The following is a 26,240-nucleotide window of genomic DNA, read 5'->3' as shown; positions in this document are numbered from 1 at the left end:
TCCACCACCTCAGTCCAACAGTCCCGGCGTTGATACTATGTCGAAGTACGTGAAGACCGGGCCGTCCTTACAGATGTACTTCCAGCTCGTGCTCGTTCCAACGTTGCAGTGGCCGCACTTGCCGATTCCGCACTTCATCTTCCTCTCCAGCGTGACGAATATGTTCTCTGGTCTGTAGCCGTAGTTGATGAGAGACTCAAAGACTGCCTTGTACATTCTCGGCGGACCGCAGATGGCAACTGCTGTTTTCTTCGGGTTGGTGTTGGCTTCAACGATGAAGTTCTGGGGCCTTCCGTGCCTACCTGGCCAGTCGGGGTCGCGCGTAACGCTCTGGATTATCTTAACGTTCTCCGCCTCGGCCAGATCCTTCATGGCCTCAAGCTCCTTATAGAACAGGAGATCCTTTCCATAGCGGGCAGTGTTGATGAAGGTTATGTTGCCGTACTTCCAGCGGTTGTCCATGGCATAAAGGAAGACGCTCCTGAGCGGGGCGGTTCCAAGGCCTGCCGCTATGAGGAGAAGGTCCATTCCTTCCCACTCGTCAACGGGGAAGCCGTTGCCGTAGGGACCCCTCACCAGGACGGTGTCTCCGGGCTTGAGTCTGTGGACGACCGTGGTGACCCTTCCAGCTTTCCTGATGCACAGCTCGAAGAATCCCTTTCTCATGGCCGATGAACAGATGCTTATCGGAACTTCACCGACTCCAGGTATGGTCAGCTGAACGAACTGTCCGGGCTTGAATGTCCACTTCTCGGCAAGCTCTGGATCCTCAAACCTGAAGAGGAACAGCTTCTCCTTTTCGGTGAGCTGGTAGACCTTGAGCACCTTGACCTTGTGGAGTGCATAGGGGTTGTCGTTGGGCATCATAATTTCCTTCGGAAGGGCAAGGCTCTCACTCATATGTCTTCACCCCTTATCTCGGCCGCGTACGCGAATCCCCTCTTCGGTATCTCCTCGCTTATCTCGGGCGGGCAGGACTTCTCCTCAAGTCCCATAATCGTGCGCAGGTTCTTCACGAAGCTTATCCCGGCCGGGCAGAAGTAGGTGCACCTTCCGCAGCCGACACAGTAGCTTATGCCGAGCTTTTCGTTGTAGGAGTTCTTACAGAGGTAGCGGTTCATGAAGCGACTCCTCTTGGTCGGCCTGAAGTTGTGGTTTCCTGCAACGAGACCGTGGCTTCTGAGCTGGCAGGAATCCCAGCGCCTCTCGCGGTAACCAGTGGTTCCGTCGAGGTTGACTATGTCCTGGACCTCATAACAGCGGCACGTCGGGCAGGTGGTGTTGCAGTTGCCACAGGCGAGACATATAGCGGCTTGTTCGTCCCACATCGGGTGCTCCATCTCAAGCTCAAGGAGATACCTGAGGTTGCTCCAGTCCTCGTGGTACTTGAAGGCCTTTGAGCGCTTGTTCTCGAACTCCCTGAAGTTGCAGATGTCCTCCGTGGTGACTTCCTCGAAGAGCTTGATGTTCTTGTCCACTATGCGGTGCCCGGTAGGGGTTCCAACGCGGACGAGCCAGCCGTCCGGGAGCTCGTGTAGGAAAAGGTCGAATCCGTCGTCGGCGAAGTCGGTCTCCCTGAGGTTGCAGAAGCAGTACTCATCGGGCATACAGCTGATGCCAATGATTATACCCTTCTCCCTGCGGACCTTGTAGTACTTGTCAGGGAACTCGTCGAGGTATATCGTGTCCATTATCTTGAGGCCGAAGATGTCGCAGGCATGCAGGCCGAAGAGAACGAAAGGTTCGACGTTCTCGATGACTTCCTTGTACTCGGCGCTCTTGAGGTTAAACTCGAAGAGCTTCTCTCTCGGCAGGAAGAAGAACTTCTTCGGCGGCATTATCGTCCTGTTGTAGTGGAACTCGACCTTCCTGACGTCGTCTATTTCCCGAAAGTCGTAGAACTTCTCGGATATCTTTACCGGGGCGTAGAGCTTGCCCCACTCCTTGAGCTTTTCAAGGAAGGTGTAGGTGTTCTCCTTTGGGAGCTTAACGTATCTCAACCCAACCACCTCCGGGTGAACATAAATATACACGTGTTCATATTTATCCCCTCAATTAACCCTCCGGCGGGGGATAAAAAAGCGTTTTTAAATCCGAAAATTCTAAACCAAAGGTTAAAATGAATTTGTTTAGCTTAAAGCGGCAGAAATAAACAAAAATGTTATGTACACCAGTCCTCGCTTTGGTTGGCTTGGAAACATAAAAGAGTAATATAGCAGTTTTTCACGCATTAAGGGCCTATCATCGGCTTATGTAGTTTTTAGAGCTATAATAAACATTTAGTTGAAAAAAGAACGTTCAAAAAACGTTTTTAAGTATTCGCCTTTCAGAGGATAATGAACATGTTTGGACTGTCAAATGGAGGTGGAGTACATGGCACATGATGGTTCTCCAGTGCTGTATAATGTTCATGAGGCCGTGGATGTGTGTTCAAACGTTGGCTGCGTTAAGACCAAGGCCACTCCATCAAGGCTGCTCTTTGCGGGTTTCATGGCTGGTGCATACATAGCCTTTGGATTCATTTTTGCCATAGTCGCTAGTGCAAGCTTCCATCCAGAGCTGGGCACTTTCCCAAACCTATCTCTCTTCAAACTGCTTCTGGGTGCAGTTTTCCCAGTCGGTCTCATAGCCGTCCTTCTTGGCGGTGCGGACCTCTGGACAGGCAACGCCCATATAGTAACACTTTCGAAAATGACGGGCAGGGCGAGCGTTAAGGATGTGCTCTACAACTGGATCGGCAGCTACACCGGCAATTTCATAGGCTCGGTCTTCTTGGCATTCTTGGCAGTTTACGGAACGGGGCTCATGGCAGGTGGTTTGTTCAAGGACGTTCTGATAGGCGTCGGCAACTACAAGGTGGCGCTCACCCCATGGAAGGCCCTCTGGCTGGGAATAGGCTGTAACTGGCTTGTGAACGTGGCGATATGGCTCTACATTCGCGCCAAAGACACTGCCGGGAAGGTAATCGTAACCTGGTTCCCGATCTTCGCCTTCGTTGCCATAGGTTTTGAGCACAGCATAGCCAACATGTGGGCCATAAGCGCCAGCATATTTGCCTCGGACGGTGCGATAAGCTGGGTCCAGTTCTTCCACAACATAATCCCAGTCACGATAGGAAATGCCATCGGGGGCTTCCTCTTTGTGGGCTTCTACCACTGGTACCTCGCTGACGGTAGAAATGCCATTAAAGAGCTGATTGACTTTGTCGAGGTGCTGGCACTCTTCGTCTTTATCATGGTGCTTATCCCAGCGGGAATAGCCTACGCCCTCAGCGGTCTCGGAAACATTGCCACATGGCTTGTGCCACTCCTCATAAGTGTCTATGGGGTTGTGATGACGTATTTAGTAAGAAGGGCGCTGTGAAGGTTCAAAATGAAGATGGGGCGGTGGTGCGGATGGAGGAGTTCAAGATTGGCCTGTGCCCATACTGTGGGATGGGGTGCAGGTTTTACATAAAGACTCTTAACGGGCAGCCCATAGGAATAGAGCCGTATCCCGGTGGTGTTAATGAAGGAAAGCTCTGTCCAAAGGGTGTCGCCGCCGTTGACTTCCTCAGACACAAAGATAGGCTGAAAAAGCCGCTCAAGAGAACTGAAAACGGCTTCGTCGAGATAAGCTGGGAACAGGCGATAAAGGAGATCGCTGAAAAGCTTCTGGAGATACGCGAGAAGTACGGGTCGGATACGTTAGGCTTCTTCTCAAGTGCCCGTTGTTCCAACGAGGAGAACTACCTCCTGCAGAAAATAGCTCGCCTTCTGGGCACCAACAACGTCGACCACTGCGCGAGGCTCTGTCACGCCTCAACGGTCGTCGGTCTTGCTCAGACGGTTGGCGCTGCCGCTCAGAGCGGCTCCTACACGGACATACCCAAGGCAAAGGTACTCCTGATATGGGGATACAACCCGTCAGAAACCCACCCAGTTCTCATGCGCTACATCCTCCGCGCGAGGGACAACGGGGCCAAGATAATCGTCGTAGATCCGAGGAAGACGAGGACTGTCTGGTTCGCCGATATGCATCTCCAGCTTAAGCCTGGAACGGACATAGTCCTAGCCAACGCCATGATGCACGTCATCATTGAGGAAAGGCTCTATGACAGGGAGTTCATCATGAACCGGACGAAGGGTTTTGAGAAGCTCATGGCGGTTGTCCAGAAGTATACACCAGAATACGCCGAGGAAATAACCGGTGTTCCCGCCAAGCTCATCAGAGAAGCCGCTATAACCTTTGCTACTGCTGGACGGGGCATCGTGATGTGGGCAATGGGACTGACGCAGCACGTTACTGGGGCGGCCAACGTTAAGGCCCTCGCCGATCTGGCTCTGATCTGTGGCTACGTCGGAAGAGAAGGAACCGGCCTCTTCCCGATGCGCGGTCAGAACAACGTTCAGGGAGCCTGCGACATGGCGGCCCTGCCAAACGTCTTTCCCGGCTATCAGAAGGTAACCGACGACGAGAAGAGAAAGCGAGTGGCGGAAATTTGGGGCGTTGAAGATCTGCCCTCGAAGCCCGGCCTTACAATTCCAGAGATGATTGATGCGGCTGCTAAAGGCGAGTTGAAGGCACTCTACATAATGGGCGAGAATCCGGTCATGAGCGATCCGAACACGGAGCACGTTATCGAGGCTCTCAAGAACCTCGAACTTCTCGTTGTTCAGGATATATTCCTCACCGAAACGGCCGAGCTGGCTCACTACGTGCTCCCAGCAGCTGCATACGCCGAGAAGGAAGGGTCATTCACCGCGAGCGAGAGGCGCGTCCAGTGGAACTTCAAGGCGATTGAGCCGCCAGGAGAAGCCAAACCGGACTGGGAGATACTGACGATGCTTGGAAAGGCTCTCGGCCTGCCAAAGTTCGACTACTCAGACGTTGAAGATATTACGAGAGAGATAACCCTCGTTGCTCCGCAGTACCGTGGGATAACCCCCGAAAGGCTCAAGCGTGAGGTTATGGGTGTGCAGTGGCCGTGCCCGAGCGAGGATCATCCTGGAACGCCGAGGCTGCACGTCGAGCGCTTCGCCACCCCCGACGGAAAGGCCAACATAATCCCTGTAGAGTTCAAGCCACCCGCAGAAGAGCCCGATGAGGAGTACCCATTCATACTGACGACATTCCGCATCGTCGGCCAGTACCACACACTCACGATGAGCAACAGGAGTGAAAGCCTGAAGAAGCGCTGGTCCAGCCCGTACGCCCAGATAAGTCCGAAAGATGCAAAGAAGCTGGGTATACAGGATGGTGAAATGATAAGGATAGTTACGAGACGTGGAAGCTACACCTGCAGGGCGGTCGTTACTGAAGATGTCTCGGAAGGAGTGATCGCAGTTCCGTGGCACTGGGGGGCCAACATACTCACGAACGATGTCCTCGATCCAGAGGCGAAGATTCCCGAGCTGAAGGTGGCCGCCTGTAAGGTGGAGAAGATCGGGGGGTGCTGAAGATGGAGAAAAAGCTGTTCATAAACCTCGGGCGTTGCATTGCCTGCCGCGCCTGCGAGGTGGCCTGTGAGAAAGAGCACGGAATTTCATTCATCACGGTCTATGAGTTCAGGGACATAGCGGTTCCCCTCAACTGCCGCCACTGTGAGAAGGCTCCGTGTATCGAAGTCTGCCCGACGAAGGCCATCTATCGCGACGAAGATGGCGCAGTTGTGATAGACGGGTCCAAGTGTATCGGCTGCTACATGTGTTCAGCTGTCTGCCCCTACGCGATTCCGATAGTTGACCCGATAAAGGAGCTGGCTGTGAAGTGCGACCTATGTGCCGAAAGAAGGAAGGAGGGCAAAGGTCCGTTCTGCGCTGCGGTCTGCCCCACCGATGCGATAATCTACGCCGACCTCAACGAGCTGATGGAGGAGAAGAGGAGGCGCAAGGCTGAGCACATCGTCGAAGCCCAGAGGAAGGCAGTCGAAACGCTTGCCTACTTCGGGTGATGGCGGTGCTGAAAGTGGAGCTCTGTGTGGGGTGCGGGGTCTGTGCAAAGACCTGCCCCCACTCGGCCATTTCAGTTTTTGAAGATGATGTGAGGAGGATAGTCTTTGACACAGAGAAATGCGAAGAATGCTCCTTTGAGTGCAACGAAGCCTGCCCAACGGGGGCGCTGGAAGGGAAGCCAGACAAAGGGGAGCTGGTCTTTGAGTTTGCCTACTGTGCCATCTGCGGGAAAAGGCTCAACGTCGTGAAGGAGGAAGCCGAGTATCTTGCAAAAAAGCTGATTGAGCTGGGTGAAAACCCAGAGATTGCCTTTCTCTGTGATGACTGCAAGAGGAAAAGGCTGTTTGGTGTTGCCAACAAATATGAAGCTTACTTGGGGTGATGATTATGAGCGGGATGAGGTTTGCGTTCCTGTGTAGGGAAAGACCAGAACCAACTGGGAAGAAGATAGCCGTTATCGGAGCCGGACCGGCAGGTTTGGCGGCAACTGGCTACCTTGTCTGTCAGGGTCATGAGGTTCATGTTTACGACAAGTTGCCGGAGCCTGGAGGATTAATGCTATTTGGCATACCAGAGTTCAGGATTCCAATATACCGCGTTAGAGAAGGCTATGAAGAATTAGAAAGGGTCTACAATGTCAAGTTCTTCACCAGAACCAAAGTGTACTTCGGGAATCTGGAAGGAGAATCAGGAGACGAGTTCGTTGAGAACAGGGTAGACTTCAAGGAACTCGTGGAGAAGTATGATGCGGTACTAATAGCAACAGGAACGTGGAAGTGCTGGATTCCAAACATGGAGGGAGCGGAGCTTGAGGGTGTCTTCCCAGCCCTTGAGTATCTCTTTAGAATAAAGAGCGCCAAGCTCGGCCACATGGATTGGAGCAAGGTCACACCAGTGGAGGGCAAGAAAGTGTTGGTCGTCGGTGCCGGCCACACAGCCGTCGATGCCGCCTTGGAGAGCGTTCTCCTCGGAGCGGATAAGGTGTACCTCAGTTACCGCAGGACGATAAGGGAGGCTCCTGCCGGGGCCTACGAGATTAACCTCCTCCAGCAGAGGGGTGTGAAGTGGCTGGAGAGGACGATGCCGGTCAGGATAATAGGTGAGAACGGAAAGGTCAGAGCTGTGGAGCTGGTGAAGACCAAGCTCAGTGAACCCGACGAGAGCGGTAGGAGGAGGCCCGTTCCAATAGAAGGTTCGAACTTCCAGATAGACGTGGATTATGTCATCTTCGCCGTCGGTCAGAGCCCCACTCCACCCTTCGCGGAAGAAATCGGTATAGCCGTCGATAGGAAGGGCAGGATCGTAGTTGATAACAGGCACATGACAAGCAGGGAAGGTGTTTTCGCCGCCGGAGACGTCGTTTTAGGCCCGTCAAAGGTTGGTAAGGCTGTTAAGGATGGCCTGTATGCTGCTGAGGCCATGCACATGTGGCTGATGGGGAGGTGATTGGAATGACGAGAAGAATCCTTCACGTTGATTACAGCCTGTGTATTGGCTGTGAGACGTGTGAGGCAGTCTGTGACTTCCTCCATGGCGGCAAGCCCAACATAAGGATTTACTACACTGTCACCGGACTTCCGATTCCGATAAACTGCCGTCACTGCGAGAGGGCACCCTGTATGGACGTCTGTCCTGCGGGAGCGATTTACCGCGACAGCGACGGAGCCGTCATAATAAACCCTGACAAGTGCATAGGCTGCTACATGTGTCTCGCCGTCTGTCCCTTCGGCGTGCCAAGCTTTGACGTCAAGGTAAAAGCAATGACTAAGTGTGACATGTGTGCCGACAGGAGAAGGCTTGGCATGGGGCCTGCCTGTGCTGAGATGTGTCCGGCAGAGGCAATATTCTTTGGAAAGCCCGAAGAGGTAGAGGACAGGATAAGGCGCAGGACGGCTGAGAAGATAGCCCGGGAGAGAATTTCCTCTGTGAGTATGGAGGGTGTCGGGAGGATACTTTAGTTGTCTCCTGGTTGACTCTTTTTAATTTGTTTTTGTCAGATTATATGCTCCTAAGTACGTCCTGAAAGTCTCTTCATGTTAAATTAAAATATTTTAGTTTATACAAAAAAGAAAACAAATTCGTATGTAATAATTTCCGTAATATTTTTATACTTTTGTTTACCCTTTTAGTTAAGATGACTGGAATTTCATAGAACGTCTTGTTAAAAACTATTGGTTGTACATTTCTTGTTGTAAAAAGGTTTTTATTCTACCCAAAATAGCTACAAATGAACACATTTGGAGGGATGTACAATGTTGTGGGAGTCCCAGATCCCCATAAATCAGGTGTTTGAACTTCGCTGCAGGTCCATAACTTACTTCGGTGTTGGTGCCATTAACAAGTTCTACGACATAGCTAAGGACCTTAAGGAAAATCGCGGCATAACCAGGGTCATTCTCGTCACTGGAAAGAGCTCATACAAGAAGTGCGGTGCTTGGGACGTTGTCAAGCCCGCCCTGGAGGAGTACGGCATTGAGTACGTTCACTACGACAAGGTCGGCCCGAACCCGACCGTTGATATGATCGATGAGGCCACTCAGCTCGGTAAAGAGTTCGGAGCCCAGGCCGTTATTGGCATTGGTGGCGGAAGTCCAATAGACAGCGCCAAGAGCGTTGCGATTCTGCTGGAGTACACCGACAAGACTGCCAGGGACCTTTACGAGCTTAAGTTCACCCCAACGAAGGCCAAGCCCATCATAGCCGTGAACACGACCCACGGAACTGGAACTGAAGTTGACAGGTTCGCAGTGGCTTCGATTCCCGAAAAGGAGTACAAGCCGGCCATAGCCTACGACTGTATCTACCCGCTCTACTCGATTGATGACCCTGCCCTCATGACCAAGCTTCCAGCCGACCAGACTCGTTACGTAACCATTGATGCGCTCAACCACATCACCGAGGCCGCCACCACTAAGGTCGCCAGCCCGTACTCGATACTCCTCGCCCAGGAGACCGCCAGGTTGATATTTGACTACCTCCCGGAGGCCCTGTCCCACCCGGACAACTTGCAGGCTAGGTACTACCTGCTCTACGCCTCCGCGATAGCGGGCATATCCTTCGACAACGGCCTGCTCCACTTCACCCACGCTCTCGAGCACCCGCTCAGCGCCGTAAAGCCAGACCTTCCACACGGACTTGGCCTCGCCATGCTCCTGCCGGCAGTTATCAAGCACATCTACCCGGCCACCGCCAGGATACTCGCCGAAGTCTACAGGCCGCTCGTCCCGGAGGCCAAGGGAGTTCCAGGAGAGGCGGAGCTCGTCGCAAAGAAGGTTGAGGAGTGGCTCTTCAACATTGGAATCACTGAGAAGCTCACTGACGTTGGCTTCACTGAGGAGGACGTTGACAAGCTCACCGAACTCGCCATGACCACCCCGAGCCTCGACCTGTTGCTCTCACTTGCCCCAATCGAGGCTACCAGGGAGACCGTCGCGGCCATCTACCGCGACTCGCTCTACCCGCTCAGCAAGTGAAGTATCTGCTTCATCTCCATCTTTTCAATTTTGAGTTCTCTTGGTCATTGTAGTCTTTCGTGTTCTCACAAACAATGATGCCGTTTTAGTTATTGACAAAGGTTTCTAATCCTGAACTGCGCATGAAATCACAAGCACGAGCAAGAACGGGGCCCTTCTTGGAATTACTAAGCTTGACGTCCCCGCTGGGGCAAAATACGGTATTGCTATGTTCTCTCCTAGTTTTAAGGTTGGGGATTAATAGGACTTCTCAACGCGCTTAGATCGTCAAGTGAAGGGCATCTCACTCTCCCCTCGCCTTTGCATCAAGGCGGAGGTAAATAAACAACATAAGCATAAATAGGGTTATGTAGTAGCTCGCCTCGAAGGGAACCACTCCCATAAGTCCCAATGTGTATATGAGCGTGAGGATAAGAACGACGACGAGTAGCAGACGATAAAACGTCTTTCTCTCCATGATATCACCAAAAAAACGTTGGAGGAATGGTTTTTAATCTTTGCCAAGGGAAAAAGAAGGAAAGGCTCAGCCAGATGCCGAACAAGCCGCGCTGCAAACGAGTGGCTGTGGCTGATAGTTGAAGAGCTCCGGGTGCAGGAACTCGGCTATCTCCTCGAGGCCGTAGACTATTCTTGGACCAGGTCTTGAGACGAGATTGTCGTCGCTGATTGTGTAGACCCTACCGTTCTTCACTGCGTCAGTGTTGGCAAGCTCGGTGTTGCACAGATCCTCGGCAGTTATACCTGCATGGGCTGAAAGAATTATTATCTCAGGGTTTCTCTCAAGCACCTGCTCAAGGCTGACCTGGGCCCAACCGCTCATGTCAGAGAAGATGTTCTCTCCACCGGCGAGCTTTATGAGGTCGTCCTGGAAGGTGCCACTGCCCGGAACATAGAGCGGGTTCCACCAGGTTATGAAGAGCACCTTAGGTTTCTCCTGCCCGTTGACCATTGAGGTGATATAGCTCACCTTCGCCTGCATGTCGGCAACTACCGCCCTCGCCCCCTCCTCACGGTTGGTTATCTCTCCAAGCATCTCTATCGCCATGTAGATGTCGCTGATGTTCTTTGGATCCACTATGACGACGGGGGCTATCTTTTCGAGGTCGCTCAGGATTGGCATCGAGAAGCTGTCCGCAAGGATGAGGTCCGGGTTGAGGGATGCTATAATCTCAAGGTTTGCGTACTGGCCATAGCCACCTACACTTGTGATGTTCTTGACGACTGGTGGGAAGTCATCGTAGTCTGTAACTCCAACCACCTTATCACCTGCTCCGATGTAGAATAGGCTTTCTGTAATGCTCGGTGCAAGGGAGACTATTCTCATCGGCTCGCTCTCGATAGTAACCTGCCTGCCGGCAAAGTCCGTAACTGTAAGTGGGTATGCCGTCTCGAATGCTTTCGGGTGAAGGAGCTTGGCGAGGGTTTCCAGGCCCCTAACAACCCTTGGGCTCGGATGAATAAGGTCGTTCTCGTTCTCGATCACGAAGACCTTTCCTTCCTTGGCTGCCTTCGTGTTGGCAAGCTCGCTGTTGTAGACATCCTGGACAGTCATGCCGCAGTGGGGAGTAAGTATTATCACGTCAGGGTCCCTCTCGATGACCTGCTCGATGCTGATGGTCGGCCAGCCTTCAGCGTCTGCGAAGATGTTTTCTCCCCCTGCAAGGTTTATGATGTCGCTGATGAAAGTGCCGCCGCCAGCAGTCATAAGCGGGTTGTTCCAAACAACGTAGAAGACCTTAAGCTTGGGTTCATCCTTAACCGCCGAGCTGATGGCGTCTATCCCTGCCTGGAATTCTGCCATTGCGGAAGCGGCGACATCTTCTTTATTAAATACCTTTCCAAGGAGTTCAAGAGCCTTCGGTATGTCATCCAGACCGTGGGGATCAACGATCACAACTGGGGCTATCTTTTCGAGGTCGCTCAGGATTGGCATCGAGAAGCTGTCCGCAAGGATGAGATCCGGCTTGAGTGAAGCTATGATTTCGAGGTTCGCGTACTGACCGTATCCGCCAATTCTGGTTACGTTCGCAACCTCCGACGGGAAGTCATCGTAGTCTGTAACGCCGACTACCCTGTCGAAGAGACCGAGATAGTAGAGGTCTTCTGTTATGCTGGGCGCGAGGGTAACGACTTTCATTGGCTCCTTCTCGATTGTTACTTCTCTGTCTGCAAAGTCAGTTATAGTAATTGGATAGTAGGGCTTCTCTGTTGCAGTCGTGGTCGTTTCACTCGGGCTCGAGCCCGGAGTGGTCGTTGGGCTGGGGCTTGGGCTTGACGTTTCGCTTGAGGTGGTACTCGGCACGGTCGGAGTGGTGGTTGACCCGTTTGAGCTTATACAGCCGGCCGCTATGACTGCCCCGAGCATTAGGAACATGAGCAAGACGGCGGTCTTTTTCATTGCCATCACCTGGATTATTTGTCCATTAGTGGTTGGGCTAGAGGTATATAAGTTTGTTGGATATTTTGGCCATCTGTGAAAGATCTAAAAAGAAAAGGAACCCTCACTGCTTTCTCATCACGAGGAACGTCAGAATAACTGCTCCAAGAAGCAAAATGCCCACGAGTCCAAGGCCCCATAGGGGTATCTCCCTGGAGTCCTCCGTTGTGGTTGTGAGCGGCGTAGCGTTGTGCATCGTCGTCGGGGTGACCTTGGGGGTTGTCGTCTTTGGGCTTTCCGTGGTCGTGTCGATGGTAATAGTGGTCATGGTCGTCGTGGCTGCTGTTGCCTCTTCAGCTGGCGTCAGTTTTGACGCCTGCAGGATCACCCAACGGAGCAGGTTGGTGACGAATTGCTGACCGTCGAAGAGGTAGGAACCGTAGCGGTTTATCCATATTGGCACAGGGCTTCCGTAGGGGCTCTCGGCACTGACTATGAGCAGGCTTTCAGCGCCGTTAGGAAGCTCCACGAACTCGACCGCAAGGAGGGTGAACAGTCCCTTCTCCCAGGTTCTGTAGGCCATTGGCTCGGGGGCGTAGTTGTCCTCTATCATACCGTTGCCGCTCGTTGTGATGATTCTGTAAACTCCCTCCGGGATTTCTCCAGCCATAAGGGGGTGCCACTTGCCGTTCTCGTCTGTCCACGCTAGGACACCAGGCTCATGGAAGAGAACCTTGCCAACCTCCGACTGATAGCCTTGATTGAGTATTGATGCATCAGGTGTTTGAAGGTCAACTCTGACGTAACCGGCCACGTAGACGCTCTTTCCGGCGTTGCTGAACGTGTCGGTAGCGGTTGCATAGTCTATCCTAAGTCTGACGTTCGGGATGGCTGAGAGGAGTTTGTTGACGTTGTCTTGGGTGTAGGCCCCATCTTTGATGTCTGAGTCGCCAGCCACCCAGAGGACTTTCCCTCCCTCGGAGAACCACTTTACTATTGCGTCTATTTCTTCCGGGAGAAGTTCTTCTCTGAGCTGGCCGATTATCAGTATGTCGACGTCTTTCAGGGCTTCATAGGTTATAGTGTAACCTAGCCGTCTAACGTTTGCTTTCTCCAGTTCTGAATCGTAGCCAAAGTACGCCCAGTCGTACCATGAAAGAGTGGGGATAATTCCCTCTGCAACAACATTACCTGTCATAGGGTCAATTATCGGAGTTACCAGTGCAACAGTTCCCTCGTTATGGGATACGTCAACGGCTATCATTGTTGCCCCGGCGTGCTCAGAAAATACCCCAATGAGAATCAGAATCATAAATAATAACGTCCTTTTCACGGCCCTTCCCCCGTTAAGTAATCGGCATCTCACATAGTTGGACACCTAATGATAAAACGTTTTCCCCACCTCTAAAGAGAATAGTGTGAAACGGACTACTCTCTCCCTTTGCCGATCCGGAAAATGTCCACTCTGGTAATGATTCCTTTTATTCTACCCTCTCTGTCCTGAACAAGGACGGCCGGATGCTCCTCGAGGAGATACTTTACGACCTCCAGATCTTCATCCTCGTTCACTATCGGAAACGGCTCCTCCATGACCTCCATGACCTTTCTGTCGTAAATATCCTCATACTCAAGGCTCTGCCTCACAAGGGTTCGCTCCGTGATAGAGCCAACAACCTTGTTGCCGGCTATGACCGGAATTTGCGAGATGTTGTGATCGTTCATAATTCGGATAACGTTTTCAACGCTCTCGTAAGGCTTGACGGAGATAACTGGGGAAGACATCACGTCTTTGGCCCTTAGCTGGGCCTTTTTACACTCAAGAAGGGCCTGAAGAATTCGATTGAAAGTTGACAGTCTGGGATCGACCTTTCCCGCCTCGAGCTTGGCGATATAGGCCTGAGTCACGCCAGCCTTTTCAGCGAGTTCTTCCTGGGTTATCCCGAGCTCCTTTCGAATTCGCCGTATTTCCTTTGGATCGATGGGACGGGGTATTATCACCACAAATAACCACCAGTTATTAATCCCAGTCTGGGAGGTTATAAGCTTTGTCCAGAAGTGTGTTTGACGGTTCAGAAAGGCGTTGAAATGCTGTGGGCCGGGCACAGAGGCCCGCGTTCATTCCCTCGCGCGGGTGGATGCTCCCGGCCCTGTGGGCTCGGCGTGAGCACAACCCCATCACCCAGCCCGATACGTCTGGGGTGCGGGTTCGTCCGAGCCCCACGAGGGTACAATTGTACCCTCGCTGTCGGCGATATCCCCTATGCTTCAGGGCTTAAAACCTTGGCGGTTCAGGCAGTGGATATAAGTATGACTCCAAGCACAGCCAGAATGAGACCCTCCAGTATCTTCTTGTTGGGAGGCTCCTTCAGGAGCAAAATTGCCATAGCAGAGGCTATTATTGGATTTATCGCTGATACTGGCGCCGCTATCTGAGAACCCACGAGGTTGACCGAATAGACGAAGAAGTACTGCCCGAGCATGAGCCCGCTGATGGCGGCGCCTATAAGGACAATGGCCTCTTTCTGGGTTATTTCCCTGAGCTCTTTTCCATATCTCGGCAGGAAGAGGGAAATACCTATTGCCGCGAACACCATCCTTATTCCTGCCAGAGGAAGAACGTCTATACTCTGGGTGAGCCAGTCCATGGTCAGTATCGCGAAACTCCATGAAACGGGTGCGAGAAGGGCGAAGACAAATCCTCTGGGGTTTATGTGCTCCTCTTCCTCTGCCTTCCTGACGACGATTATGGCCACAACAACGAGTATGGCGCCGACGATGACCTGTGGGCTTATCTTTCTTCCGAGGAAGAGGGAGGCCCAGAGTATCGTCCAAAGGGGATAGGTTGAGGTTATGGGCACCGTCCTTGAAACACCCATGAGCTTGAGGGCGTTGAAGTAGAAGTAGTCACCTACGACAAAGCCAAACTGTGCCGAGACGAATGCCACCAGAAGGAGCTCTGGCGGAAGCACGACTATTTGAGAAAAAGTGCCGTTGATGAGAAAGATAACCGCGAACATTATAGAAACGGCATAGAGGCGGAAGATGTTCACCGCCACGGGACTTTTGTTTCTCATACCCACCTTTATTAGTATCGTCGATGCCGCCCATGAGAATGCAGAGGTGATGGCAGCTAGAACTCCAAGGATCAGCGTGTTCATGTGTACATCGAATATCTTTCAGCTTAAAAACTTAGTGTTTCGATTGATGATGAAAAGTGGGTGAGTTGCTAAGGGTTATAAGGGTATGCGACTCCAGTAGTCCAGATGATGACCTCGGCAGAACTGACGTCAGGATGATGACGATCTTGAGTGCTGAAAAGAAAAAGAAATCAACGGATGATAACGTTGAGCCTGCGGAGGGCCATTCCAATTCCGTATTCCCTTGAGACCTCTTTTATGATTCTGTTTACAGTCTCCGCGATGTCCTGGCGTATCTTCTCGTCTGAAACGCCGGAGAACGATCCAAAGAGTCCTCCAACGTTCTCCCTCAGGAAGCTGGCCTCGATGTCGACGTAGATTACTGAACCCTTGACTTCGTGGTTCATCTTGAGCCACTTGAAGGTGACTCTTGGAACGAGCTTAAGCTCCGTGTGTATTCTGCTTTTCAGGGTCTCCACGGCAGGCTCTATGCGGCCCTTAAGCATGGTCTCCTCGGCTTCCTTCTTCTTCTCCTCAGTGAGTACAGCAAGCTCATCTATTCCGGCCTGCTTGAGGAGCTGCTCAACCTCCTTCTCGAGGAGCTTCTTCTTGGCGAGGACCTCTGCGGCCTTGCCCGAGGTTGCGACAGCGATAGCTCCAGTGGCTGCCTTGGGTGTGATCGCTGGGGCGATAATCTCCACGTCGATGTTGTGGACGGTGATATAGCGGTTTATGCTCCTGCTCAGCTCCCTCGCATGCCTCGTGAGAACGTCATTCACTATCCTCTCGACTGCATCCTTTGAGGTTCCCGTCTCAGCAACCATCGAGAGGTTTATCTCGAACTCTCTCCTTCCTTTGACATCGAAGTATGCCTTCGTGACCTTTATTCCGGCGCTCTCGATTTCGGTTATGACGGTTCTGGCGTATGCGCTGAAGTAGGGCCAGACGTCCTCCAGGGCGGACAGGGAAATCTTCCCGTCCTTTGTGACGTTGGCAGTCTTCTTTTTGTCTTTGTCAACGATCTCCTGCGGTTTGACCTCCTGACCGTCGATGACTATGCTAACGTCCCTGATTATCGGCTTGACCTCAGCCTCTCTGAGAAGAACTGGTGCGTATTTGCTGACCGCGTGGAGCATCCTCTTCTCTGCTATCTCGATGTCCCTAGCGCTCCCAGCGGAGGAGCCGTAGATGTGGACATTGAGGTAAACGACACCCTCCCCAACATTTGCGTCAAACTCTATCCTGCTGATCCTTAGACCTTTTATCCTCTTGGCATCCTTTAAGAGATCTTCTGCATATATCTGGAAGGCCTTCTTGGGGAGGGTTCCTCCGGTAAAGTTTATAATCACCTCAGGCTTTCCGGCGGGGGCGGGGGCTGGCTTCGGCTCCTCTTTTATGATCACAGGAGGCTTTTCTTTCACTCCCCCAGCGAGAGCCGGTTTGGGTACCGGTACGGACTCGGCGGTGGCTATGGTTGCGGTTTCTTTCTTCTCTTCTGCCTTTCCTGGCGGACCTTCCTTGACCTTCCCGAACAGCTCGTCCAACGGAATTTTCGGAGTTTGAGCGTATACATCAACGTTATCAGCTATCGACAGCTTGATTTCTAGCTCATCTAGAGTATAAACGTCAACGACCATAGGTTTACCGAGGAATGACTTCAACACGCTGATTGCCTCTTCTCCAATCAAGCTCTGTTTCTTGTCTACCAACAGACACTCCGCGGCGAGTATCTTTGACCTGTCGAAGAGAATCGTCATGTAGTATTTCCCGCTAGCGTCTTTGGCGAATATCTTAAGAAACGCCCCGTTGCCTTCTGAGAGGGCTTTCTTGATGAGGTCCCCCAGCTCCCCCGCAGATGTTACTACCATGTTTTCCATGATGGGCTGCTTGTTCGGCAGCTGCATACTCACCACCATTAGCTATATATATCCTTCCACCAAAGAAATCCCGAAGGAATTCACCGTCTTAGTATATCGGCGCTTGTATTTAAACATTATTGTGCAAAAAGGTGAGAAATATGCGGGTGCTGATACTCGGAGGTGGCGCAATCGGCCGCTCGATAGCCGAGTCCCTCAAGGGAGAGTTTGAAATCATAATCATTGAGAAGGACGAACTCCGTGCTAAAGCCCTAGAAGAGAGCGGTTTTCAGGTGATTCAGGGAGATTTCTCGTATACGGCCACGCTTCTTAAAGCGGGAATCGAGAAGGCCGAGATGGTTATAATCACAACCATGAACGTGGATACAATCAAGAAGACCGTCTATGTTATCAGAACCAACAACAAAGAAGTTCCAATCCTTACCATTCTCCCCGATGAGGTGAGCCTCGAAGAGCTTGTCTCCCAGATAAACGAAGAGTTTGAGGCCGAGATCAAGGTGGACTACGCTATCTCTCCGAGAAGTGCCCTCAAGGATGCCATGGTGAGAACCGTCGAGATGCTCGGAGAGAAGAAGAACGCCAATTTACTCGTTAAGAAGCTCAAGGAACTTAAGAGCAAGGGGGACTCTCTCCTTATCGTCATACACGACAATCCTGATCCCGATGCCATAGCCAGCGCGACCGCTTTGAGCGTCATAGCCCAGACCCTCGGATTCAAGACCCAGATAGTCTATGGTGGCGAGATAACTCACCACGAGAACAGGGCTTTCGTCAACCTCCTTGGGATAGATCTGAGAAAGATATCCCGCGGCTCCTACGAGCTGAAGCGCTATCCCTTCATAGCTCTCATTGACTGCCAGCCTAATGGAAACCTGACGATACTCGACCAAGGCGACTACGAAAAAATAAAGATTCTCATTGACCACCACCAGATACTCCAGCACCTCAAGGAGCTTCTTCCGGAGGATGCGTTCCTCGACATAAGGCCAGAGGTCCATTCGTCCTCCGCTATACTCGCGGAGTACCTCAGAATGCTCAACATTTCGGTCAACCCCGTCCTTGGGACTGCACTCTTCTATGGCATTTACATCGACACCAAGAAGTTCTCGAAGCTCAGCCACGTCGATTTGAAGGCCATCGAGTTCTTGGCTGGAAAGGTGGACTATGAACTCCTCGATAAGATAGAGCATCCCGATATAAGCACAGAGACAGCCGAGATACTCGCTAAGGCCATAATGAACAGGCGCATCTACAAGAACGTGGTCATCTCGAACGTCGGATTCATCACCAACCGCGACGCCATAGCAGAATCGGCGGACTTCCTCCTGAGGCTCGAGGGAATAACCACGGTCCTCGTCTTCGGCATCGTTGACGACAGGATAGAGATTTCAGCCAGAACACGCGACGTTAGGGTAAACATAGGTGCGGTCCTCAGGGAGGCCTTCGGAGACATAGGAAGCGGTGGCGGTCATGCTCAGTCCGGCGGTGCCAGAATTCCGCTAGGAATCTTCAAGCTAGCCAAGGACAAGAGCTCCCTCCTGAGGCTGGCGGAAGAGGCAATAACAGAAAAGTTCCTAGAGGCGCTAAAAGTTAAAGAGGCTTAGCATCACTCTTCTTTTGCCTTTACAAGTATTATGTCGCCTATTGCAGTGACTCTGTCGTAGGGAACACCGACCTTTTCTCCCGGCAGTCCAAGCGCGAGAACCTTTCCGCGTCCCCTGTCTATATCTATGAGTATCTCGTCAACGTAGCCGACGTAATAGCCTTTGGTGTTGTAGATCTGCTTTCCGTAAAGTCTCGAAAGACGCATCACCATTTTAACCACCAGGGTAGGTTATCGGTGAACGTATTTAAACGTTACCTCCTCGGGATGTTTTTGGCCTTCGTGAAGGTCCATCTAGCGAAGACGGCGAAGAAAGCTAAAATTGCTCCCATGACGCCCACCACGAAAAGGCTTGTAACGGCTCCCTCCGTGCGCTGTAGAGGCTGATAGCCCTTAAATACCAGCATTGCAACGGCGAAGCCGCCGAAGTAGGTCAGAGGAACGAGGAACATGTCGAGAAAGTTTCTAGATTCAATCAGAACGAGTGTTACCATCACCGCGGCAAGAAATATGTAAACCTCATCTGGCTTTACATCCCTGACCATCCACAGCCCTGCGAGCATGGAGGTAACAAGAAAGCCGAGCGGGAAGGAATACGCTGCGGCCCTTGTTTCCAAAGGGTGCCTGAAGCCAAGGAAAGCCCCCAGGAGCATGCCGGCATAGATGAGGTAGATGAAATTCTCGCTTCCCGTTGGGGAGTATAGGGCGACGGCTATGGCAAACCCGATGAACGAGCCTAAACCAGACCATGTCAGGATCGACTTCCAGTCCCTCATCATTTCACAACCCTTATGGTTATTCTAGAGCCATCTTCAAGGCTGAGCTCCTCCCTGAGGTATACCGGGGCGATTATCTCGGCTATTCTCGGTGGGTGAACAGTTCTCGAGGGTATCACTATGGCACCCTCCACGTCGCCGATTCTGACGCGATATGCCTTGACATCACCAAAAGTCCTCCCATCTTTAGCAAAGCCCGGAAGCACGACCGGTCTGACCCCGCAGAGTGCATCAAAGACGGTCCTCGGGAACAGGACCCTGACGTTCAGCGTTCCAGGGTAAGGGTCAAAGCCGAGGTACTCCCTTATTAGGTGGGAGTACTGTCTGACGTAATAGGCTCCCTCACCGATTCCCGATATGACCTCTCCGATAATTATCCCGTTGTAGAGGACCTCTGAGATGGCGTCGCAAAGATTCTCAAGGAAAGCTAATCCCCCCTGGCTTATTTCCACGTATGTCTTTCTTCCCTCAACGTCTTTCGATATGAGTCCTTCCTCCTCCATTTCATCGAGCAACCTTAGAACCGACTGGGGTGATACACCGAGCTCGTTTGCAAGCTCTCTTAGAGTTATTTTGACCTTTTCTCCTATCGCTCCTTTCTTTGCTAGCAGGATGAGCAGTTTGAGCCTCTTCATAAGCTTCCCCTCTTTGACAGTCTGTCGGCGAGCCTCAGTGGTTTTGGATAGTCTCGCTCCAGCAGGGTCTCAACTATTCTGGCTGCAGAGTCTAAATCGATTAAATATCCGACGCTTACATAAGCTTTTCCCACCCTCACGAAGGACCTCTCAGGAGCACCGCGGAGGAACTTCTTGGCAACTCCTATGGTCGGTCTTCCGATGAGCAAGCCGACGTGGGAAGCCAGTCCGTAGCCCCGTGGATGGGCCTTTCCATGACCATCAATAAGAAGGAGGTCAAAATCCTCACCACGGAGAGCCAGCAGAATTGGCCTCGTCTCCCGCAGGAAAAAGAAGGTGGATACGTAGGGAAAGCTTACCTCGGTTTCCACGACCTTTGTCTTTAGAACCTCGCAGTCTGGGAAGGAGCAGAGGAGAAAGGCAGCTCTGGCGGTGTTTTCTCTGTATGAAACGTCCACAGCCGCGACAGTTTGCACTTTTTCGATCTCGAGCGGGCTCTCCACTACCCTCAGGGCAAGCTTTCGCTGGGCTTCCGCAATTTTTTTGAGCTTTTTCCCGAATTCCATAATTACCGAATCACCTAATTATGTAATTCGTTAATCATTTAACACCTTCTCGAGCTTCTCCTCAAGGTTCCTGTTGAGCTTCGCCCTCGTCAGGTCTTCGAGGGTTCTTTCGAGTATATGTCGCGCCTGATCCTGCTTCTGCCTCACGTTCACCAGGCCTTTTGGATACTCGAGCGTCATGAGCTCCTCGTAAGTTTCTTCCATGAAGCGATAAACTTTCTCGGCATCTTCAATATTTCCGTCGAGGAGCAGAAGCAGAAAGTGTCTCCTCAACTCGCCTATGAAGTCGCCTATGCCAAGCGCGTAATCAGCGTGAGGTACGGCAAGCTCCTCCGGAGAGGGAAAGTCTTTTCCGGTTATGTAGCTGTAGAACAGAGTTGCCTCCACGAACTCCTGATGGGCGCTCTGAACATAGCCCGTGAAGTATAGGTCGGGATGGTCTTTCAGCTTCTCCTTCAGATAATTAACCTTTTCGCGCGCCATGTTAAGCCTTTCCTCAGCAGTCTTAGCGTCTCCCCTGTGAAGGGCTTTTATTGTGTCTCCGCTCAAGCGGACGATTTCTCTTGTTATCCTTAGGGCATCCTCTCGAAGCGAGTCCTTCTCGTCAAGAACTTCTCTAATCCTGTCAATAATCTCCTTCAGTTCCATAATCTCACCGAGGAGAGTTCGAGAAAGACCTTAAAAATGTGGGCTTGGCTGATCCCCCGCCCTCATGGAGTGCCCCGTGGCAATCTCCGGCGGTCCGGAGGCCAAGCCCTGTCCGCCCGGCATCGTCCCTCGTGCTCACGGCATCCCGTCGGGGCGCTCCCACGGTCGGGCCACCGGGCGTGTCGGATGCTCCCGTTGTGGAGAATTTTCGAGAAAAATTTTAAGGGTTTCGGATTTTATGACTGATAGGAATATTAGTCTATCTAATTCATGCCGAAAATTATATAAGCTGATGAACAGACCCGCCCAAGACGACAAGATTCGAGGTGACGCTTATGCCTGAGAAGGTTAGGAACATAGTGGTTGAGGAGCTCGTTAGAACACCGGTTGAGATGCAGAAGGTCGAGCTTGTCGAGAGAAAGGGTATAGGCCACCCGGATAGCATAGCCGATGGCATAGCCGAGGCCGTCAGCAGAGCTCTAAGCAGGGAGTACATAAAGCGCTATGGCATCATCCTCCACCACAACACAGACCAGGTCGAGGTTGTTGGAGGTAAGGCCTACCCACGCTTCGGCGGCGGTGAGGTCATCAAGCCAATATACATCCTCCTCTCCGGTAGGGCCGTCGAGATAATCGACAGAGAAATGTTCCCTGTCCATGAGGTTGCCATAAAGGCTGCTAGAGAGTACCTGAAGAATGCTGTCAGACATCTTGATCTCGACTACCACGTCGTCATCGACTCCCGCATAGGTCAGGGTAGTGTTGACCTTGTCGGTGTTTTCAACAAGGCCAAAGAGAACCCGATTCCGCTCGCCAACGACACCTCCTTTGGTGTTGGCTACGCTCCGCTCAGCGAGACCGAGAGGATAGTCCTTGAGACTGAGAAGCTTCTCAACAGCGAGGAGTTTAAGAAGGAGTGGCCGGCCGTCGGCGAGGACATCAAGGTTATGGGCCTCAGGAAGGGCGACGAGATAGACATCACCATCGCCGCTGCCATAGTCGACAGCGAAGTCCAGAATCTGGACGACTACTTTGCCGTCAAGGAGGCAATCTATGAAGCCGCCAAGGACGTTGCTGAGGCCCACACTGAGAGGAAGGTCAACATCTACGTCAACACCGCTGACGACCCGGAGAAGGGAATCTACTACATCACCGTCACAGGAACCTCAGCCGAGGCCGGTGACGACGGAAGCGTTGGAAGGGGTAACCGCGTAAACGGTCTCATCACTCCGAACAGACACATGAGCATGGAGGCTGCCGCTGGAAAGAACCCTGTCAGCCACGTCGGAAAGATATACAACCTCCTCTCAATGCTCATCGCTAACGACATTGCCGAGCAGGTCGAGGGAGTTGAAGAGGTCTACGTCAGGATACTCAGCCAGATAGGCAAGCCCATCGACCAGCCGCTTGTCGCCAGCGTTCAGGTCATACCAAAGAAGGGGTACTCCATTGATACCATCCAGAAGCCGGCCTACGAGATAGCTAACGCCTGGCTTGATGACATAACCAAGATACAGAAGATGATCCTCGAGGACAAGCTTAACGTCTTCTGAGCTCACCCTCTCTTTTCTTCAAAAGTTTTTAAAGTGAAGGGATTGTCAGAGAACTGGGTATCCATTCTGCTTGAGAACCCTAACGAGTCTGGCCTCCTCGGCCATGAGAATGGCTTTTTCCTTTTTGACCTTGGCAAGCTGCTTTGCGGCGGCCTTCTTCTGGCGCGCAAGTCTAATAAGCTTGGCCTCCTCAAGCATGAGGAGCTCTTTCTGCTTCTTCACAACATGCAACTTCTTCTGGAGCAATTTGAGCCTCTCCATTCCGACTCACCTGAAGTCTATAGCATCCTCAGACCTTAAAAGGTTTTCGCTGAATGCCATACTAAACTTCGACGATTAACGAGGAACAAGCATATAAACTCCGGGTCAGAAGCTACGATAAGTTCTCGGGGGTAGATCGATGATAATCTCAGTAAGTGGCACTCCCGGCGCAGGTAAAACTACGGTCTCAAAGCTCCTGAGCGAGAGGCTGGGTTACGAATACGTGAGCGTGAAGGAGCTGGCCCTCTCGAGAGGGATAGGTGAGAGGGTTAGTGACGAGATTGAGATAGACGTTGATGAGCTTGCTCGGGTTGTGCGCGAGGAGTTCTCGGATAGGAACGTTGTTTTGGATGGTCATCTCAGCCATTTTGTGCCCGCAGACGTTGTTATCATCCTGAGGGCCCATCCCAAACTCATCGCCGAAAGGCTCAAAGCCCGAGGGTACTCCAAAAAGAAGCTGGCCGAGAATGTCGAGGCTGAGCTGGTTGATGTAATCCTTGTGGAGGCCCTCGAAGAGAACGAAAGGGTTCTTGAGGTGGATACAACAGGTAAATCCCCCAAAGAGGTAGTAGAGGAGATCCTAACACTTCTCAAAAGCGGGACGGAGAGACGTGTTGGAATCGTGGACTGGAGTGAGGAATACGACAAGGTGGTTCAGTACCTGATGCTGGGGGATGATTAAGTATGGGGGCCCTTATGTGGTTTGGGGTCCTAATAGTTATGGGTCTCATTACCGTTCTCTTGGTGGCATTGGGTTATCTTCTGGGTGAGTGGATTGGTCTCATTGTTGCACTGATTTTCTCCATTCTTCTGAACTTTGTGGTATACTGGTACAGCGATAGAATCGTGCTGAAGTGGTATCGGGTCAGAGTCGTTACTAGCGAAGATTACCCAAGGCTCTATGAGATGCTGAGTAGACTCTCGGCCAAAGCTGGGATTCCGACACCTAAACTGGCACTCTCACCTGTAGGGACACCCAACGCATTTTCTACGGGCAGGAGTTCCAAACACAGCATTATCGTACTGACTTACGGGCTTTTAAGGGTACTTGACCCAGAGGAGATAGAGGGTGTCATGGCCCACGAAGTTGCCCACATTAAACACCGTGATACTCTCGTGCAGACGGTGGCCTCTGTGATAGCAGGTTCAATACTGGGAGTCGCTTATTTGATTGGGGGCATTCCAAGGTTTTTCTCTGATGGAAAAATGGAAGACTCGCAGAACGGTCTGCTCTTAGGACTCTTGGCACCATTCGCCGCTGGAATCCTTTGGCTTGGTCTGGCCAGATCAAGGGAGTACTTGGCTGATGAGAGCGCCGCCAGGATAAGCGGCAAGCCCCTGGCACTTGCGAGTGCACTGCTTAAAATAGATAAAGCTGTCTCCTTCAGGCCCATGAAGGGAGGAAACCTTGCAACGGCGCCGATCTTTATTGTGAACCCATTCAGAGGAAGTCTAGCCAAGCTGATATCGACCCATCCTCCAACCGAGAAGAGAATTGAACGACTTATGAAGCTCGCGGAGCAGATGGATACATACACATAAATGGAGGTGATCTCATGAGGCTTCTCGCTGTAACGGACATACATGGAAACAGTAAGATGTCAAAAAAACTCGCTGAAACGCTGCAAAATGAGGACTTCGATGCTCTTCTCATAGCTGGGGACCTCACACACTTCACTGGCGCTGAGACTGCTGAGAAGGTACTTGAACCCATCATGAACCTCGGAAAACCGATAATAGCTGTCCACGGCAACTGCGATGGAAGGGATGTTCCAGGGCTTCTGAAGGAACTCGGAATCTCCGCTCACAATAAGCGGGTCGAACTTGATGAGATTGGTATTGTTGGAATAGGCGGCTCGAACATAACACCATTTAACACTGTCTGGGAGCTTAGCGAGGAAGAGATTAGAGGAATTCTCGAGCAAAACTACTACGATGGAGACGTAGTCCTTTCTCATGTGCCCCCTTACAATACCATTGTGGACAGAGTTCATTCTGGTCTTCACGTAGGCAGCAGAGCCCTCCGTGAATTCATCAAAGAGAAGCAACCCCCACTTGTGGTCTGCGGCCACATCCACGAGGGCAGGGGGATAGATAGGATTGGAAAAACCCTCATCGTGAATCCCGGACCACTCTTCAGGGGTTACTATGCGGTTATAGACTTCAAGCCAGAAAAGGAAGTAAAGATAGAGTTAAGAAAGCTCTAAACGAGCTTCTTCTCCCTCAAAACCTTCTCCATCCTATCCATAGCTTCCTCAAGCTGTTCGTATGCAGTCGCGTAGCTTATCCTTATGTAGCCCTCGCCAGCCTCTCCAAAGGCACTTCCAGGAACAATGGCGACTTTGGCCTCGAGGAGCATCATCTCGCTGAACTCCCTGCTCGTGAGTCCGGTGTCCCTTATGCGCGGGAATATGTAGAATGCTCCTTTCGGTTTGACCGTCGGCAGGCCCATCTCGTTGAGACGCTTCCAGACGAGGTTTCTTCTCCTCTCGTACTCCTTTTTCATCTCCTCAACGGCTTTCCAACTCCTCTCGTCTCTCAAAGCCTTTGCAGCGGCGTACTGGGCGAAGGTCACTGGGCAGGTGGCGTTGTACATCTGGAAGCGGGTCATCTTTTCGATTATCCACTCCGGTGCGGCCACGAAGCCGAGACGCCAGCCTGTCATGGCAAAGGTCTTGGAGAAGCCGTTTATCGTTATTGTTCTCTCGAACATGCCGTCGAGAGCCGCTATGCTGTAGTTTTTGACACCATCGTAAACGAAGTGCTCGTAAACCTCGTCGCTGAAGACGATAAGGTCGTGCTCCACCGCGAAGTCGGCGATTTCCTCCACGTCCTTCTTGGTGAGAACCGCTCCAGTGGGGTTGTTTGGGCTGTTTATGATGAGCGCACGCGTCTTCTCAGATACGTGCTTCTTCAGGTCGTCAACGCTCAGGCGGAACTCGTTTTCTTCATATGTTGGAACTTCGACAGGCTTCCCTCCCGCGAGGATTACTGCGGGGGCATAACTCACAAACATTGGGCTTGGAATTAAGACCTCCTCTCTATCCTTGAGAAACGCCGCGAGTCCCATGACGAACGCCTGATTGGCTCCGACGGTTATCATTACCTGGCTCTTTGGATCAACTTCAATGCCGTTCTGTTCCTTCAGCTTCCACGCAACGGCCTCACGGAGCATCATGATTCCAGCGTTGGGGCCATAATGAGTCATTCCTTTGTCGAGAGCCTCTTTGGCATACTCTTTTATATGCTCTGGAGTATCGAAGTCCGGCTCTCCGATTCCAAGTGAGATGAGACCCTCAACACCCTGAGCTAGGTCAAAAAGCTTTCTGATCTCAGAAGGGTTAACGAGTTCTAACCTGTCGCTCAGCGCCATGAACATCACCGAAGGTTCTTCGGCCCAA

General features: G+C 51.9%; 27 protein-coding genes. 12 read left to right on the top strand and 15 right to left on the bottom strand.

Going from position 1 to position 26,240, the window contains the following annotated elements; translation table 11 throughout:
- Window positions 1-9 precede the first annotated feature (9 nt).
- A complete protein-coding gene (gene hydG, locus E3E32_RS03335; RefSeq protein WP_167730159.1) occupies window positions 10-900 on the bottom strand; it encodes an NADPH-dependent hydrogenase/sulfhydrogenase 1 subunit gamma in 891 nt (296 codons plus the stop codon).
- Entirely contained in the window at window positions 897-2,000 is a 1,104-nt protein-coding gene (hydB, locus tag E3E32_RS03330) for an NADPH-dependent hydrogenase/sulfhydrogenase 1 subunit beta (RefSeq protein ID WP_167730157.1), read from the bottom strand. Before hydB ends, hydG begins: the two co-directional genes overlap by 4 nt.
- Window positions 2,001-2,373: 373 nt before the next feature.
- Here hydB and E3E32_RS03325 point away from each other — a divergent pair, with 373 nt between their 5' ends.
- The 7 genes from E3E32_RS03325 to E3E32_RS03295 all read left to right on the top strand — a co-directional run bounded on the left by E3E32_RS03325 (window position 2,374) and on the right by E3E32_RS03295 (window position 9,406).
- Window positions 2,374-3,363 carry a formate/nitrite transporter family protein gene (locus tag E3E32_RS03325; protein WP_167730155.1) on the top strand — a complete coding sequence of 330 codons (990 nt, stop codon included), beginning with the start codon at window positions 2,374-2,376 and terminating at the stop codon, window positions 3,361-3,363.
- A gap of 32 nt (window positions 3,364-3,395) precedes the next feature.
- Window positions 3,396-5,438 carry a formate dehydrogenase subunit alpha gene (gene fdhF / locus E3E32_RS03320; protein ID WP_167730154.1) on the top strand — a complete coding sequence of 681 codons (2,043 nt, stop codon included), beginning with the start codon at window positions 3,396-3,398 and terminating at the stop codon, window positions 5,436-5,438.
- 2 nt (window positions 5,439-5,440) lie between these two features.
- Entirely contained in the window at window positions 5,441-5,932 is a 492-nt protein-coding gene (locus E3E32_RS03315; protein WP_167730151.1) for a 4Fe-4S dicluster domain-containing protein, read from the top strand.
- Window positions 5,932-6,315: a 4Fe-4S dicluster domain-containing protein gene (locus E3E32_RS03310; RefSeq protein WP_206205200.1), complete on the top strand. Its 384-nt coding sequence runs from the start codon at window positions 5,932-5,934 to the stop codon at window positions 6,313-6,315. The genes E3E32_RS03315 and E3E32_RS03310 overlap by 1 nt, the downstream gene beginning before the upstream one ends.
- A gap of 5 nt (window positions 6,316-6,320) precedes the next feature.
- A complete protein-coding gene (locus E3E32_RS03305; protein WP_167730149.1) occupies window positions 6,321-7,379 on the top strand; it encodes an FAD-dependent oxidoreductase in 1,059 nt (352 codons plus the stop codon).
- A gap of 5 nt (window positions 7,380-7,384) precedes the next feature.
- Window positions 7,385-7,891 carry a 4Fe-4S dicluster domain-containing protein gene (locus E3E32_RS03300; protein ID WP_167730147.1) on the top strand — a complete coding sequence of 169 codons (507 nt, stop codon included), beginning with the start codon at window positions 7,385-7,387 and terminating at the stop codon, window positions 7,889-7,891.
- 294 nt (window positions 7,892-8,185) lie between these two features.
- Window positions 8,186-9,406: an iron-containing alcohol dehydrogenase gene (locus E3E32_RS03295; RefSeq protein WP_206205199.1), complete on the top strand. Its 1,221-nt coding sequence runs from the start codon at window positions 8,186-8,188 to the stop codon at window positions 9,404-9,406.
- Window positions 9,407-9,689: 283 nt separating this feature from the next.
- On the opposite strand, the gene E3E32_RS03290 is transcribed toward E3E32_RS03295, so the two are convergent.
- The 6 genes from E3E32_RS03290 to E3E32_RS03265 form a co-directional block, all read right to left on the bottom strand.
- A complete protein-coding gene (locus tag E3E32_RS03290) occupies window positions 9,690-9,863 on the bottom strand; it encodes a hypothetical protein (RefSeq protein ID WP_012571504.1) in 174 nt (57 codons plus the stop codon).
- A gap of 66 nt (window positions 9,864-9,929) precedes the next feature.
- Entirely contained in the window at window positions 9,930-11,810 is a 1,881-nt protein-coding gene (locus E3E32_RS03285; RefSeq protein WP_370456351.1) for an ABC transporter substrate-binding protein, read from the bottom strand.
- 97 nt (window positions 11,811-11,907) lie between these two features.
- Window positions 11,908-13,116: a hypothetical protein gene (locus E3E32_RS03280; RefSeq protein WP_370456350.1), complete on the bottom strand. Its 1,209-nt coding sequence runs from the start codon at window positions 13,114-13,116 to the stop codon at window positions 11,908-11,910.
- Window positions 13,117-13,211: 95 nt separating this feature from the next.
- Window positions 13,212-13,784, bottom strand: coding sequence for a CBS domain-containing protein (locus tag E3E32_RS03275; RefSeq protein ID WP_167730145.1), 573 nt, complete (start codon window positions 13,782-13,784; stop codon window positions 13,212-13,214).
- 287 nt (window positions 13,785-14,071) lie between these two features.
- Window positions 14,072-14,941 (bottom strand): DMT family transporter, encoded by an 870-nt coding sequence (locus E3E32_RS03270; RefSeq protein WP_167730143.1) that lies wholly within the window; start codon window positions 14,939-14,941, stop codon window positions 14,072-14,074.
- Between the two features lie 170 nt (window positions 14,942-15,111).
- On the bottom strand, window positions 15,112-16,824 hold the full coding sequence (locus E3E32_RS03265) for a hypothetical protein (protein WP_167730939.1): 1,713 nt from the start codon (window positions 16,822-16,824) through the stop codon (window positions 15,112-15,114).
- A gap of 113 nt (window positions 16,825-16,937) precedes the next feature.
- Between E3E32_RS03265 and E3E32_RS03260 the strand changes: the two genes are divergently transcribed.
- A complete protein-coding gene (locus E3E32_RS03260; RefSeq protein WP_167730141.1) occupies window positions 16,938-18,401 on the top strand; it encodes a DHH family phosphoesterase in 1,464 nt (487 codons plus the stop codon).
- Between the two features lie 2 nt (window positions 18,402-18,403).
- On the opposite strand, the gene E3E32_RS03255 is transcribed toward E3E32_RS03260, so the two are convergent.
- The 5 genes from E3E32_RS03255 to E3E32_RS03235 are packed head-to-tail and all read right to left on the bottom strand — an operon-like array spanning window position 18,404 to window position 21,025.
- Window positions 18,404-18,613 carry a PRC-barrel domain-containing protein gene (locus tag E3E32_RS03255; protein WP_012571514.1) on the bottom strand — a complete coding sequence of 70 codons (210 nt, stop codon included), beginning with the start codon at window positions 18,611-18,613 and terminating at the stop codon, window positions 18,404-18,406.
- A gap of 41 nt (window positions 18,614-18,654) precedes the next feature.
- A complete protein-coding gene (locus E3E32_RS03250) occupies window positions 18,655-19,179 on the bottom strand; it encodes a hypothetical protein (RefSeq protein ID WP_167730139.1) in 525 nt (174 codons plus the stop codon).
- Window positions 19,176-19,811 (bottom strand): DUF120 domain-containing protein, encoded by a 636-nt coding sequence (locus E3E32_RS03245; protein ID WP_167730137.1) that lies wholly within the window; start codon window positions 19,809-19,811, stop codon window positions 19,176-19,178. Before E3E32_RS03245 ends, E3E32_RS03250 begins: the two co-directional genes overlap by 4 nt.
- Window positions 19,808-20,377 (bottom strand): endonuclease V, encoded by a 570-nt coding sequence (locus E3E32_RS03240; RefSeq protein ID WP_167730135.1) that lies wholly within the window; start codon window positions 20,375-20,377, stop codon window positions 19,808-19,810. Before E3E32_RS03240 ends, E3E32_RS03245 begins: the two co-directional genes overlap by 4 nt.
- A 30-nt stretch (window positions 20,378-20,407) precedes the next feature.
- On the bottom strand, window positions 20,408-21,025 hold the full coding sequence (locus E3E32_RS03235; protein WP_167730133.1) for a haloacid dehalogenase: 618 nt from the start codon (window positions 21,023-21,025) through the stop codon (window positions 20,408-20,410).
- Between the two features lie 335 nt (window positions 21,026-21,360).
- On the opposite strand from E3E32_RS03235, the gene E3E32_RS03230 reads away from it, so the two are divergent.
- Window positions 21,361-22,578 carry a methionine adenosyltransferase gene (locus E3E32_RS03230; RefSeq protein WP_167730132.1) on the top strand — a complete coding sequence of 406 codons (1,218 nt, stop codon included), beginning with the start codon at window positions 21,361-21,363 and terminating at the stop codon, window positions 22,576-22,578.
- Between the two features lie 45 nt (window positions 22,579-22,623).
- Here the strand turns inward: E3E32_RS03230 and E3E32_RS03225 are convergent, their stop codons facing one another.
- The gene (locus E3E32_RS03225; protein WP_167730131.1) at window positions 22,624-22,839 is read right to left on the bottom strand and encodes a hypothetical protein; all 216 of its coding nucleotides are present in this window, start codon (window positions 22,837-22,839) and stop codon (window positions 22,624-22,626) included.
- A 139-nt stretch (window positions 22,840-22,978) separates the two neighbouring features.
- Here E3E32_RS03225 and E3E32_RS03220 point away from each other — a divergent pair, with 139 nt between their 5' ends.
- From E3E32_RS03220 to E3E32_RS03210, 3 genes are read left to right on the top strand one after another with little or no spacing between them, the layout of a single operon-like run.
- Window positions 22,979-23,521, top strand: coding sequence for an adenylate kinase family protein (locus E3E32_RS03220; RefSeq protein WP_167730130.1), 543 nt, complete (start codon window positions 22,979-22,981; stop codon window positions 23,519-23,521).
- Window positions 23,522-23,523: 2 nt separating this feature from the next.
- Window positions 23,524-24,381 carry a M48 family metalloprotease gene (locus tag E3E32_RS03215; protein WP_167730129.1) on the top strand — a complete coding sequence of 286 codons (858 nt, stop codon included), beginning with the start codon at window positions 23,524-23,526 and terminating at the stop codon, window positions 24,379-24,381.
- A 14-nt stretch (window positions 24,382-24,395) separates the two neighbouring features.
- Entirely contained in the window at window positions 24,396-25,046 is a 651-nt protein-coding gene (locus E3E32_RS03210; RefSeq protein ID WP_167730128.1) for a metallophosphoesterase, read from the top strand.
- Here E3E32_RS03210 and E3E32_RS03205 read toward each other — a convergent pair.
- Complete coding sequence (locus E3E32_RS03205; RefSeq protein ID WP_167730938.1) at window positions 25,043-26,212, bottom strand: pyridoxal phosphate-dependent aminotransferase; 1,170 nt, start codon at window positions 26,210-26,212, stop codon at window positions 25,043-25,045. The genes E3E32_RS03210 and E3E32_RS03205 overlap by 4 nt on opposite strands.
- Window positions 26,213-26,240: the final 28 nt, after the last annotated feature.

This window comes from Thermococcus sp. GR6 (assembly GCF_012027415.1).
Lineage (GTDB): Archaea > Methanobacteriota_B > Thermococci > Thermococcales > Thermococcaceae > Thermococcus > Thermococcus onnurineus.
The sequence above is the reverse complement of the archived record's forward strand: the minus strand, read 5'-3'. Positions and strand labels throughout refer to the sequence as shown.